At 52.1% G+C, this 13,646-nt stretch carries 9 protein-coding genes; 1 reads left to right on the top strand and 8 read right to left on the bottom strand.

Annotated features, from left to right (window positions below; all coding sequences use genetic code 11):
* Position 1: 1 nt before the first annotated feature.
* On the bottom strand, positions 2 to 1,117 hold the full coding sequence (locus ACOQPU_RS20800) for a glycosyltransferase family 9 protein (protein WP_420641754.1): 1,116 nt from the start codon (positions 1,115 to 1,117) through the stop codon (positions 2 to 4).
* 15 nt (positions 1,118 to 1,132) lie between these two features.
* Positions 1,133 to 1,774: a helix-hairpin-helix domain-containing protein gene (locus tag ACOQPU_RS20795; RefSeq protein WP_420641753.1), complete on the bottom strand. Its 642-nt coding sequence runs from the start codon at positions 1,772 to 1,774 to the stop codon at positions 1,133 to 1,135.
* Positions 1,775 to 2,087: 313 nt separating this feature from the next.
* On the opposite strand from ACOQPU_RS20795, the gene ACOQPU_RS20790 reads away from it, so the two are divergent.
* Positions 2,088 to 2,447: a DUF3467 domain-containing protein gene (locus tag ACOQPU_RS20790; protein ID WP_420641752.1), complete on the top strand. Its 360-nt coding sequence runs from the start codon at positions 2,088 to 2,090 to the stop codon at positions 2,445 to 2,447.
* A 43-nt stretch (positions 2,448 to 2,490) separates the two neighbouring features.
* On the opposite strand, the gene ACOQPU_RS20785 is transcribed toward ACOQPU_RS20790, so the two are convergent.
* The 6 genes from ACOQPU_RS20785 to ACOQPU_RS20760 form a co-directional block, all read right to left on the bottom strand.
* Positions 2,491 to 3,717: a class I SAM-dependent RNA methyltransferase gene (locus ACOQPU_RS20785; RefSeq protein WP_420641751.1), complete on the bottom strand. Its 1,227-nt coding sequence runs from the start codon at positions 3,715 to 3,717 to the stop codon at positions 2,491 to 2,493.
* Between the two features lie 59 nt (positions 3,718 to 3,776).
* Positions 3,777 to 4,397, bottom strand: a complete 621-nt coding sequence (locus ACOQPU_RS20780) for a type II CAAX prenyl endopeptidase Rce1 family protein (protein WP_420641750.1) — start codon at positions 4,395 to 4,397, stop codon at positions 3,777 to 3,779.
* Positions 4,398 to 4,500: 103 nt separating this feature from the next.
* The gene (locus tag ACOQPU_RS20775) at positions 4,501 to 4,746 is read right to left on the bottom strand and encodes an SWIM zinc finger family protein (protein WP_420641749.1); all 246 of its coding nucleotides are present in this window, start codon (positions 4,744 to 4,746) and stop codon (positions 4,501 to 4,503) included.
* A gap of 289 nt (positions 4,747 to 5,035) precedes the next feature.
* The gene (locus ACOQPU_RS20770; RefSeq protein WP_420641748.1) at positions 5,036 to 9,007 is read right to left on the bottom strand and encodes a GAF domain-containing protein; all 3,972 of its coding nucleotides are present in this window, start codon (positions 9,005 to 9,007) and stop codon (positions 5,036 to 5,038) included.
* 183 nt (positions 9,008 to 9,190) lie between these two features.
* Complete coding sequence (locus ACOQPU_RS20765) at positions 9,191 to 11,506, bottom strand: ArnT family glycosyltransferase (protein WP_420641747.1); 2,316 nt, start codon at positions 11,504 to 11,506, stop codon at positions 9,191 to 9,193.
* 46 nt (positions 11,507 to 11,552) lie between these two features.
* Positions 11,553 to 13,592, bottom strand: coding sequence for a glycosyltransferase family 39 protein (locus ACOQPU_RS20760; protein ID WP_420641746.1), 2,040 nt, complete (start codon positions 13,590 to 13,592; stop codon positions 11,553 to 11,555).
* Positions 13,593 to 13,646: the final 54 nt, after the last annotated feature.

Here is a 13,646-nt window from a genome sequence, read left to right as displayed (position 1 = left end):
GCTAGTTTTTTTGGCGAAGGAGCTGATCGGCCGCTTTGCTAGCTTGTGATACGGTCACACCATCTTCCCAGGTAAACGGCCGTCTCGCTTCACTGTTCCATAATGTGACCACCCGGTCGGCTTTGGGTGAATAGGGTGCCGACAAGGCTGGGCTGCTAGGCCCAAAAATAGCCAGCGTGGGGCAACCGGCCGCGGCGGCGATGTGCGTCGGGCCAGTATCATTCCCCACATAAAGATTGGCAATTTCGCCCAATGCCCCCAGCTCCCCGAGTGTCACGCGCCCTGCCCAATTGGCGCATTTTATTGAGGTCATACCGGCAATGGCGGCGGCGAGTGCTACGTCATGCTGGCTGCCCAACAGCAAAATACGCGCCCCATGTTTGCGCGCCAGATGATTAATCAGCAGCACAAACCGCTCGGTGGGCCACCGTTTGAGTGAATCTTCGTACAGGGAACCAGCCCCGCCGCCTGGATGAATCACCACCAGCGGCACATCCCCCAGCCAATCCAAATCATCAATCAGACGTTGGGTAACGGCCGTTCGATCATCATCAGCTGGATAAAACGCCATCGGCGGGCGTTCGCCAGGGGGCAAATCTACGCCACAGGCCTCTGCCAGCGACAGATACACATCGGTAGCGTGCTGTTGGCCCGTGCGGGCTGGTGCCACCAGCGTGTGGGCAAAACCGCGCCCACCGGAAGCCACGCCAATTCGCTGGGGGATGCCCGCCTGCCACGCTAGCCAAGCAAGCGAACTCGAGCGTCCCGGAATGAGGCACGTATCATATTGACCTTGCCTTAACTGCTCGGCTATCGTTCTTAGCTCTGTAAAAGAAAGCCGCGCCGCGCCCAACGCTCCCGTTGGTATCAACTCCGTGATGTGCGGATTTTTGGCGATGGCGGGTCTGGCCCATTCGCTTACGGCCCAATCGAACCGGGCATTTGGGAAAGCGGTGGTTAGCACAGAGAGCAGCGGCGTAGCCAGCAAAACCTGGCTGAGGCAGCACGGGTGCAAAATGAGGGCTTTTTGGGGCTGTGTAAACGGCCGTCTAACAAGGCGAAACGGGATGCTCAATAATCGCGCTGTGGCGGCGGTGAGAAAAGTCTCTTGGGGCATATGGGAATGGTACTCTCATTCTCCTACGGTAATAAAAGGTTGAATTTGTTCAAACTTTGCAGGGCCAATGCCAGAAACGCTCATGATTTCGTCGATGGACACAAATGGCCCGTTTGTTTCTCGGTATTCTACTATCTTTTCGGCTGTGCTGGGACCAATACCGGGCAATGTGTCTAGGGCAGCGACGCCTGCCTCATTTATGTCAACTAAACCACCTTCGTTCGTAACGGCCGTTTCTCCCCCACCATCCAAATCAACCCCTTCAGATCGCACCAATGGTTCAGAGATGATCGGTGGCTGTGCGGCCGTTTCTGCCAGTGTGGGTACATAAATTTGCATGCCTTCCTGCAATGGGTGGGCCAGATTGATAACGGCCGTGTCTGCCTCAGCAATAAAGCCACCCGCCCGCGCAATCGCATCTTGCACAATGCCATCATGTGGCAGCTCATACACAGCGGGTGCGGCAACAGCCCCGTTCACAAAAATACGCAGCGGCCCCGGTGTGGACGTAGGGCCTGGGGCGGCTGTCGGTTGTGGTGGCTGAATAACGATTGGCGCGGGCTGGACGCGCCCCGCTAGCGTTACGCTCCCTGCCCCAACAATGATACCTACAAACAAAACAATCAAATAGGAAAGTATGTTGTTTTTGTTTACCACAGTGATCCCCTGGTGAATTAACCTTCTGAACATTGCTCTGGAATGCCGATATTTTACACGCAGTGAGAGTGAGGCACAAAATGGTCATTTTTCAAAGTGGCGCGGTTGCAGTATCTTAGGCAACTGATCTTGTTCTATAATTTGTGTCTCGCCGCACAAATTCGTGTCAAAGCAAGTAGTACAAAAGCAAATTTCTTATGGTCAAAATTGGCGAAAGTTTGCTTCTGTTTATTAACTGTTTCGCTTTGAGCTGTTTATCCGTCAACATTTGTTGGGCGAAACAGTAGATTGTTTAATTTTTATGGAGATTTAAATGAGTGATACACCCAAACCTCAACCAGCACCTAACGCACCCAAGCCAGGGCAAAAGCGCATTGCAATTGATATTCCCAAAGAGCTAACGGCCGTTTATGCCAATCTGGCTTTTATTAGCCACACTCCCGGCGAAATTGTGCTGGACTTCGCCCAAATGCTGCCCCGAATGCCGCGTGGCCGCGTACAGTCCCGCGTCATCATGTCCCCTATGCACGCCAAAATGCTGCAAAAAGCATTGGCGCAAAACATCGCCAACTACGAGCGGCAATTTGGTGAGATTCGGCTACCAACGACGCTGGCCGATCAATTCTTTCGTTTTCCGCAGCAGGGGGGAGACAAAGATGACGATTCTGAATAGTTAATCCGCCGAAAATTTGGCAAATGAATACGAAGTTTGCGGCTTACTCAGGTTCCCACAAGGAAACTGTTTCAATATGAAAGGTTTGCGGCTGCATGTCAATCGGCTGCACCTCAACCAGTTTATACCCGGCTTTGGCCAATGAACGGCCGTCTCGCGCCAGCGTAGCCACATCGGAACTCACGTAAATAAATTTGAGCGGTTTGGCACGGGTAACGGCCGTTACCGCCTTACGGGATAGTCCGCTGGCATCTGGATGCACCACCATCAGCTCTACACCTTCCGGCATCAGAGGGAGCACAGCCTCTACCGCGCCTTCGAACACGTTCACGTTGTCTAAATCATCCAAATTTACCGTCAGATCGGCGACGGCATCAGGATTGCGCTCAATGGCTACAATTTCAGCCGCCTGCTCCGCCAAAAACGCGGTGAGCGTTCCCGCACCGCTGTAAAGCTCGATCACATTTTCTTCGCCGGTAAGTGCCGCGTAACGCAGCACCGTTTGCAGGACCAATGCCATCCCTGCCGGACTCGGCGTAAGGGCCACTCCTGGCGATACGCGAAAATCACGGCCGTTTATCTGCTGCACAGAGTACAAATCACCGACGAGGGAAGCGGCCGTTTTGTCTGGCAGCACAATCGCTACCGAAACGGGGAAATCTGCTTCCAATTGGGGCGGTTCAACCCCGTCCACTTCAATTGCCGCCAGCAACGCCTCATCATCCCCCACCCGCAGCGACAGCTTACGGAGACCCGGCAAATCCAGCTCCACATCTTGCAACAGTGCCATTAACTCTGGCCGCGCAATAGGGCATTCTTCAACAGGGATCACTTCGCGCTGCACGGGGGACCAATATCCGACACGGCCGTTTCCCACCGGACTCAACACCATCTCCACCTGGTATCCCCATCGCTCGGGATTTGGTAAAACAGGCTGCACATTCGCCTGCTTAAACCCACCTAGTCGCGCTAGCTGATCCCGCACAACACCCTCCTTAGAAACCAACTGTGCCTCATAAGACATATGCTGAAAATGGCAGCCACCACACGCCCCAAAGTGCTGACAATGTGGCTCCGTTCGTTCTGGCGACGCCTTTAACACCTGCACCAATGCCGCTTGCGCGTACTTATTCTTTTGCGACACTATTTGCGCGCGCACCTTTTCACCCGGTATCGTCAGCGGCACAAAAATTGTGCGCCCACGACTCGCCCGGCCAATGCCGCTCCCACCATGCGCAATATCAGAAATATCCAGCGTTACTTTTTCCATGAAACCTTTTTGCCGAAACTATTGCAAACATGCGCTATCGCTTCACGTGCCAACATGCCTTACATACGCGAAGCAATAACCATCGTAAATGTAGAAATAAACCAATGAATCAACCACGGATAAATAAAAGATTCAGACTGCCAGGCAATAAAACCAAAACCCGCTCCACCAAAAATGGTGCTTAAAGACTCCACTTCTGGTTTACCCAGGTGCATAAACGCAAATGGCACTGCCTGCAAAAAGATAGCCGCCCCCGGCCCAAACGCACGTGCAAATGCAAACAACAGCAGGCCACGCCACATAAACTCCCAACCAAACATCTCCACGCCGTTTAAGAAAATAATACGAGCTACCGATTGGTCGCCGGTACGCGCCACGTAGTACGCTTGCATTCCCGGCTGGCGCGCCAGAAACCACAAAATAACCGCCATTCCCGTGCAGGCTCCCACCGTCCAGGCCAACCCCGTTTGCCACTTACCTAGCTTAAACCCGTAGTCTGCCATTGGCTCCCGAAACAGCAGCACAATCACCAACATCGGAATCACAAAATACCAAATCAACCGATCATATGCTTTGACGCTGGTGAACTTGTGTCCGTAATAATCCAGCATCGGCACCACGGTGGCCAAAATGATGAGAAACGTAATCTTTAAATCAAACTGAATACCGCCAATAGTCACTGCCACTCTCCTACATAAGCATTATCTATAGCCGGGGATTATAACAAAAAAGCCCGACCATAAGGCCGGGCTAAAAGGTTAGGTTTATTTACTGAAACGATTGTTAAGCAGCTGCGGGAGTTCCAAGCATTTCGCCTAATACGCGCTCAATCGCCATGGTGTGGCTGCAATAGCCACGGGTGTGGAAAAAGCTGCAATCGCAATCCCACTGGCCCGATTCATATTTAATGTGGTGCAAGCCACCGCTATCCCCTTCAAGACGAACATTAAAAGAATCAAAACTGAACCGTTCGGGCTCCTGTGCATAGAACTTAGATTTCTCAATCTTTCCAATCATTCCATAGTCCATAATTTTTATACTCCTCTCTGCATGATAAGGTTTTTAGGGACTTCAATTCGGTTAATAGAAACAAAAAACGCACGCAAAATGCGTGCGCTGCAGTCTAATTTGTTGGTGCCTCAACTGATGATTTTTTTACTTTCTCATCCATGTTCCAAGTATAACGTACAAAGTAGTGATGTCAATGGAACTAAATGACAATTTACCTATTTTTAAGTTACTGGCTGATTAGGATTTTTATGTAAATTATTCAAACGATTTTTAGCAAATCTAAGCCCCACAGCAAGGTTTGCTTCGCTTATGCTTGCGCTTGAGGAATTGAAAACTGGAAAGAAGTGCCCTCGCCCAATTTACTCTCTACCCCAATTTTGCCGCCGTGCAGTTCAATAATCCCCTTGGTAATTGATAATCCCAAGCCAGTTCCCTTTGCCTGACGAATATTGGGATCATCTGAACGGAAGAATTTGGTAAACAATTTTTCTTGATCTTCTGAGGAAATCCCGTAACCATTATCTTTCACACAGCAGCAAACCATTGGCTGCATTTCGCCCGTTTCTTCGTTGGGAACCAGGCGAGGCATGAATCTTAATGAAACATCAGCATTAGGTGGTGAATATTTGCAAGCGTTACTGAGCAAATTGGTAAGAACCTGCACCATGCGCCCTTTGTCTGCCATGATGGGCGGTAGCTCTTCTGGCAGTTCCAAATGAATGCGGATTCCTTTTTCATCACACACGCCTTTGACCGTTTGCATGGTTTCATTCATAACATTGACAAAGGAAATTGGTGCCAGATCTATGTGCAGCTGCCCAGTTTCAATGCGGGAGATGTCGGTGAGGTCTTGGATCTGCTGGCTCATGCGCCGAATATTGGCTGACATGATTTCCAGGAAGTTTTGCTGCTGATCCGAAAGATCACCCGTCATGCCAGAAAGGAGCAGATCAGTGTACCCTCGTAGGGAGGTCATGGGGGTTTTTAGCTCATGTGAAACCATAGAGACAAATTCAGATTTAGCCTGATTGGCTTCATTTACTTTTTCGTAGAGGACGGCGTTGGCAATGGCGGCAGCAGCATGGTTGGTGATACGCACGGCCGTTTGCAATTCATCCTCGGAATAGTTGTCAATTTTGTCACTTTCGATGGCTATAACCCCAATCAGCTCCTGCTTATTGATAAACGGCAAAGTCATCTGAGACAGCGTGCTAGGATTACCGATGATGTAATTATCATCATCGATCACATTTGGGGCATAATGCGGCTTCATTGTTTCAATAACCTGGCCGATCAAGCCAGATTTTGCCGTCAATTTTTTCTTGTTAGAAAGCTCCTGTTCCTGGCCTTCATACCCGCGTGTTACTTTGCGAGTCATCTCGCCTTCTTCATCAACCAGAACGATTGCACCAGCATCCCCCTGGTAAATACTCAACATCCGATCCAGGGTAATGTTCAGCACATTTTCCAGGTTTAGGGTGGTACTTAAATCTCGATCTAGCTGCTGAAGCAGGAACAGTTCGTCTACGCTTTTTTGCAGTTTTTCATCCGTTTGGGCCAATAGACGCGCATTTTCCATAGCCACCACAGCTTGCCCAGCAAAGGCCAGGAGCAAACTTTGGTCTTCCTTGTTGAACTCGGCTCGGCTCTTTTTATTGATCACCTGCAACACACCCAGGACGGTATTGTGCCGCACCAATGGCACAGTCAGGATGGATTCGGAGCTAAAATCAGAATCGGCATCGACGTCTGAGAACCAACGAGCGTCGTCTTTGACGCGGTTAACCAAAATGGGACGACCGGATTGTGCGGCCGTTCCAGCCAAGCCAGCTCCTAATGGCAATCGACGGCCAATCAAGCCCTCGCTAGATGGACCTCGTGCTACTTTGAATTCCAGCTCGCCATCTTCTTCGCGGGAGATCATGAAGGTTCCTGCTTCTGTATCCAGCAATTCCATAGCGGTATCCAGAATAAGCTCTAACAAGGCATCCAGCTCTTTGATGGAGGCGAGCGAGAAGGTGACATTGTTCATGATTTCCAACTGCTCAGCGCGTTCTTGCAACTGTTTGCTGGTTTCAATGCGCTCTAGGGCAGCGGCTGTTCTATCGGCAAAAACGGTAAAAAGCTGCTGCTGCCGTGCTCGTATTTTGTGTGTGGGATCGCGGTAGAAGGTGTGAATAGCCCCAATTGTGTCGGCACCAACGTTGAGCGGGGCTGCTATCCAGGAACGGCCGTGTTCATCCTCCTTCACCACCATCTGCCCCATGCTCATAACCTGATGAATAGAAGGGTCTGTCACCACACTATCTGGCCCTTCCTTCTCTTCGTACCGCTCACCATTTTCCAGGTAGAAGGCGGTGTAAATTTGCTTGGTCGCTTTGTCTCGCAGCGAAATATAAAAATCGTTGATGTCTAGCAGTCGCTGGAAGTTGATAAACACCAGTTCAAGCAGGGCATCAAAATCAATCGTGAAGTTAAGTGCCTGAGAGAATTGGCTGAGCATATCTAGCTCAGACACTCGCGTCTCAAGGCGGCGAATGACGTTGGCCCGCTCTAGCCCAATCAATGATTGATCCACCAACGAACTGATGTAGTTAATTTCTGCCTGCCGAAAATGGTCACGATTTTGCTTGGGGGAAAGGGACAGCCAACCGAGCAGTTCACGGCCGTTATTGATGGGAACCAAAACGGCCGCATTCAAAGCGTTTACTGCTTCTGACTGTTCAGATAAAGGCTGAGGCCAGGCACGTGCCTCGGTTAAATCAATGGGGCTGGTTGTTTCTCGCATATAGGCCACCAGCGGCGACTCCATATTGAGCCGCCCCGAGGCACCATTTTCATAGCTGCTGTAATAATTCATCTGGGCGTCTGGTAAAAATAGATGCGGGGTAGCATCTGGCACGCCGGAGGCAACGTATTTGAGCAAGTTTTTGGCAACCTGGTCTGTATTAACGGCCGTTGTCAATTCCCGATTGTAATCACGCAGCAGCTTATCCAACGCCACAGGCTTGGCAAAAAAGAGCTGATCAATCGCCTCCTGCAATCTGGAACGAAGCGGATTGAACAGCAGCACCATTATAACGACCAGTACAGACAGCAGTACCGGATTTTCCGTTACGGCACCAAACGTATTAGTTACCCCCACAGTCAACAGCAGAAAAGCAAGCAGCAGCAAGCCGGTCATAGCCCCATAAGAAAGTGAACGGCGCAAAACCAAATCAAAATCGAGCAGTCGGTAACGGATGATGGTGTAAGCAATTGCGAGTGGATAAATCACCAACGGCGACAAGTAAAAGGCGGACGGTAGCCAGGCCACATCCATCATTTGGGAAGCAGGAATGAAAAAGAGAATGAGCGGCGTAAATGCCAGCAAGCTGCCACCCAGCACAATGCGAGCCTGCTGCCGCACCAGTGGCGACGGCGAGCGAGAGCCACGGAATGCCATCATCAGCAGCGAGATAAGGATGGCCAGAGCATTGAGAAAAAACAGTGTGCGCCAGGGGATGGCGTAGTGCCATGGATCGACTGCATCATACAGCCAAAGCTGCGCCCACAGGCCAGCGGCCAAACCGGGCAGCAGCGTGAGCCAACGACCGCGTGGATACCTGTCTACAAAGCTCATTTCGTGTGGGAAAACGGCCGTTAACCAAATGCAAAATCCTGGCGTCAGCGAAAGAGCCAGCAGCCACACCCGGCCAAATTGGTGAGTGGTAAGCATATTAAACAAGCTGCCTACAGCTAATGCGGCAAAGGCCATAAACAAGGCAAAAACCTGCGCTGCCTCACTTTGTGGGCGGACAACAAATGTCCAAATGCCAATGACCAACAACAAAAAGCCAATTAGGTAAAAGAGGCCAAATTGGTTCCACAATGCCAAATTGGTAAAGGGAATAACGGGCAGACTTACGACGCGCTCAGCATCTAGGTGGCTCGGTTCTACACGGCTACCAGCAGGTGGCTGAACGAGCGTTAGCTCAACAACATCGCCTGGGGCTTTGTCGGCCAGTGCAGCTAAATAGGCTTGAATGTTGTCTACCGGTTGGCTGTTTACGGCCGTAATCCTGTCTGGATAGCCCACCAAGGCCTCATCTCCCTGAGAAGGCCAGTCTGGTTCACCAGAGTCGTTAATGACGAGATTGGGGTCTATAAAGAAACCAAGAAAGGGGGTTTGTGCCCAGCGAAGTGCCGAAAATGGCAGGAGAAGGTAAATGATGCCACTCACAAGCAGCAACAAGCCCACCATACCGACCCGAAGTTGGCTAACTCTTTCCGCCGTCACAAATAAGAAAACCTGTCAGATAATGTGTAAAAAAGCGAGGAAAATCGTTGACATTTATTAACGACCGAACGATTGCGGGAACAACTGTCGCTTCATAACGGCCGTTTATCTATCATCACTTCAGTTAATCAGCAGCCCACAACTTTACCCAATACGGAAGGCCACTCAGTTTTCATCCTCGCATCAAGGTTGAACACAGATGTCTGACAATAATAAGCGATCATCAATGTAGTGTCCATCCTCGGCAATAATATTCTGAGGTGCTTTGGTCATGGCGTCAATCAAAGTGACGTGAATACCGTAAGAACCGGGCGGCAAGTTAGGATCGATGGGCAAAACATGGGTGTCAACCACCACTTTGCCCGCCTGCCAACCGTTTGTGGGCGCAGATTCTGGCGGGGCCACCGCAGTTTGCAGCGCAGGCATCCAGTCGGCACAGGGCAGCTCACACAACGCCACCTGCACCAAATAATCCGGTGGCGCGTCGCGCAATGCTTCCCAATACAACGTCACGGCTAATGAATCACCAGGAGCCAATACTCGCTGGCTGTATTCATAACCTATCAGGCGCAAATCGTTGAAAAAGTTTTGGTTTAGTAAATTGGGGAATGTTTGGCCATCTTCACGCCAGTTGTCCAGTTCAGCAATGACGATGTCACCTAAAGGCAGCGCGTCGCCCAAAAAACTGCCATCCTCAGCAGCAATGCCCAGCCGGTAGCTGTTTTCGCCCGGTGCGTACAGACCAATGCTGAGTACGGCCGTTGCTGGCGTGTACATTGTCTCGCTGGCGTGCAGGCGAATCGAATCGACAAAGCGGTCGCCAGGCCGCCATTGGCCGCTGGGGAAATTGCCCAGGCCGGGGTGCGTATCCCGCTGGGCAATCAGCGTTCCGGTTGCTTCGTCAATCAGGTGGACAAAGAGCAAAAAGTTGCCAGGCGGCTGGCCGATTACTTCCCAATACAAATCGAGAGTGAGAGTGCCGCCGGGCTGTAACGTTGTGTCGTCCAATTCATAGCCGCGCAGGATGGCGAAGCTGTCGAATTGGACGTTGGTGGGGTTAGGAACGGCCGTATCCACCGCAACTGGTTCGGGTCTGGCAAACGCCGCCGCCAAATAACCAAAAATCGCCACGATGGTAAGGATGGCCATGCCCACGTTTACCGCAATCGCTAGAAAGGAGACCGGAGATTGGAGATTGGAGATTGGTTCGGGCGGCCAGATAAGATCGACCCAGGCGGCCAGACCGTAGAAGGTGAGCAGCGCGAGGGCAGGTAGTGCCGGGAAGAAGAAGCGCCCCATCGCCCCGGCCGGGCTAACAAGCAGGTAGTTGAACACGACAGCAAAAAAGAGGGCGACGTTTAGGGCAAGTAAAAGTAATGAGAAGCCTAGTCCGCTCTCACTTAAGGGTGATAACCGCCCTCTTAACCAGGCTGCCGGCAAGAACCGCAGCCCCAAGCCCAACAAACCTATACCCACCAGCCAGCGCAAACCAATGTAAATACTATCTGGCAAGGGGACTTGCCCGTAGCCAAAGCGGCCCCACAGGCTGGTCCAGGTGTAGGGCAGCTCAAAGATGGCAACGCCCCAACTCTCAGTGGGATTGCGCACGCCCCACAGCTCTGTTAGCCGCTGGAAGCCGGTCGGTTCGCCGTACAGAAGTTGGTTACGCACAAACCACCAACCTGCCAGCAGCAGTGTAAAGCCAGCAATGAGCAAATTCACTTCCCACCACAGTCGCCACTGCTTTTTGCGCCACGCCGTCCAGGTAACGGCCGTTTCAATCAGCAAGGCCACCGCTGCCAGATTAAATTTACTGAGCAACGCTACGCCAAAGAGGATGCCCAGCCAAATCCCCCAGCAACGGGACAGCCCTGTTTCTGACTGCACCAACTTGACACTGGCCAAGAGAACGGCCGTACCGCTCAGGGCAGCAATCACATCATTGTTAATCGATCCGGCCATGTACACAAACATGGGGTTAAAGGCAACAAAAGCGGCGGCACCAACGGCGAGAGACGGCCGTTTCGGCCACAACATTCGCCCCAAAAGCCAGGCCAGGTAAACCACACCCGCCCCAATCAACACGTTCAGCCCACGCACAAGGTGTGCCGCCAATGCTTCACCCGTCCACGGAAACGTTTCGGCAGCCGTATGCAAATATTGGTTCTTGTTATCGTCCCCCACTTCCCAGTAGCGGTACTGCCAAAATGGATTTTGCTCCGGCTGGGAGCAAACAGGCTGGCCCGTTTCTACCCAAAATGTGGCCATCGCCCCCAGCGTGTAAAACAGCGGCGGATGATGCCCTTGCGCACTGCAACCCACCTCACCCTGCACCGGCAAGCTGCGTCGCTGCACAATATGCTGCACAAAGCGATAGTGGCGCAGCTCATCGGTGGATTCAAACAAAGGGTTAATGACGCTAGAGGCAAACGAAAACGTGACAAACGCCAGCAAAATCCAGGCAATCGGCTGTTTGTACCAAGCAGTTAGCTTTGTCACATCTTTCTCCAAAATAGCCTCGTAGAGACGTTGCAATGCAACGTCTCTACCGAATCTCCAGGCGCAAATGGTCACGGCCGTCGGTGGTGAGGATACGTTCGCCCGTCATGGGATCATACAGGCCAAAGACGGCCGTTTCTCCAATCGCATCCTCCGGCAAACTCAACCAATGCTGCTGCAAAAAAGTATCTCCTGGCTGCAAGGTCACCGGATCGACCCACAGACCATCATCTCCGGTTAAGAAGTTGCCTTCGGCATCGAGCAGTTGAGCAAAGACCTGCAAGCGCGGCCCGGCGTACACCCCCGGCGGCGGCGGATTACTGATGAGCGGTATCGGCGGAAGTTGCAAGGTTTCACCCACCTGCCAACCCAGCTCCAGACGGTTGGTTTCTGAATCGTAAACGGCCGTTAACCAACACAACCCATTCATAAAGCAAATCCGCTCATTCGACGGGTCGGCCAGCATTTGCGCCTCTGTTTGAGCCAGCAGATAGGTGCCAGCCGTTATGCGTGGAGCAACTGGATTTACGAGTGGTTCGTAGGAGACGGCCGTATCCGGGAACCCCACAAAACTCAGCGGCGGACTCAGCAGCAAGGCCCGCTCCGCATTAAACCAGCGAGGGCGCACATCGTCATCATTATGTAAACCAATTTGCAAAGCCAGCCGATCCCACGGCCCTGCCAGCAAGCCAGACACGCCAAAATCAGTCATTTCTGGTGTTTGGTTAACATAATCCGCCACATTTTGAATATCGGCTCGGTACAAAAAGCGCACCATCCCCCGCTCCGGCCAACGCTGGAAATAGTCGGGCAAATCACGCACGGCAATGCTGCCAACCAACAAAAGCCCCATCAAAATTGCTAACGGAGATTGGAGATTGGGGATTAGAGATTGTGCGCTTAATCTCCAATCTCTAATTTCCAATCTCCCCATCGGCAACGCCGCCAAAATATAAGTCACCGGCTGCGCCAAAATGGTGTGTCCCAGGCTGGCTGGCGGCACGCTGATAAAGGCCGGGGCAATCCCCGCCAGCCACCACAGCAGTAAAAAGATCGTGGCCAGCCCACGCATCTGTGTCGTCGGGTCGATGGCTTTCCGTCGCAACCTGCCGAGGAGCAACCGAACGCTATCTACTAATGCCAGCAGCACGCCGCCCCAAAAGAAAATTGCACCCACCACGCCAAACAGCGGCCGATTGGGGATGTTGTACAGCCACTCACCATCCCCCGTGGCATGAAACATGCCCAGCGTGGTGATGACGTACTCTTGCAGCGGTTCAAAGTTGCCCGCACGAGCCTCCACCAACGGCACAGCAAGCTCAGCCACCCGCCCTTCTGCCTCTGGCTGGGCTTGCAGGGTGAGAATTAGCGGAATGGCGAGAACGGCCGTTCCCACCAACATGACAAACCAACCGCGCCAATGGCTGTAGAAATACGGCCGTGCCAGCAGCCACACCCCCCCCATAAACGCCAGCAAAATCAACGGCACGCCCCGCCCGGCAAAGTAAGTGTAAAAGCCAAGGCTCATAAAAACGGCCGTAATTAAGTAATTGGAGATTGGAGATCGGAGATTAAAAAGTGAACCGCGAAAATCTCTAATCTCTAATCTCTGATCTCCCTTCTGGAAACCTTGCCAAAAAAAGTAAAAAGCCCCCAGCGTCAGCAGCGGCATCAACACATGGCGCAGGCCAAAACGAGCATACATCAACCCCCAAAAGCTCACCGTTAATCCAGCAGCAGCGGTGATGCCTACCCATCGGCCAAAAAGCTGCCGTCCCACTTTATAGGTAAGCGGCACAGCCAGCGTCCCTAAAAAAGCAGACAGCAGCCGAACGCCTGCCCAGTTTGCCCCAAACAGACCCAGCATGATGGCGTTAAGCGCATGGTATAGAGCTTCATGGCCAGATGCATCTGGGTAGTAAACAGCCAAATCGCCATTCAGCACCTTTTGGGAGATGACCAGCGAGTTGATCAGCTCATCATCGCGCCAGCCGGGTGGCAAATGACCCAACTGCCACAGCCGCAGCACAAAAGCGACAAAGGTGATGGCTACGATCAGCCAAAACTCCCGCCGTCGCTGGCTCATGTCATTCCCCCAAAAATTAGCCACAGATTACGCAGAGTTACACAGATTTCTTCT

The organism is Candidatus Leptofilum sp. (genome assembly GCF_965223285.1).
In the GTDB taxonomy this organism is placed as follows: Bacteria; Chloroflexota; Anaerolineae; order Promineifilales; family Promineifilaceae; genus Leptofilum.
Note: the sequence above shows the minus strand (reverse complement) of the source record. Positions and strands in the feature narration are given on the sequence as shown.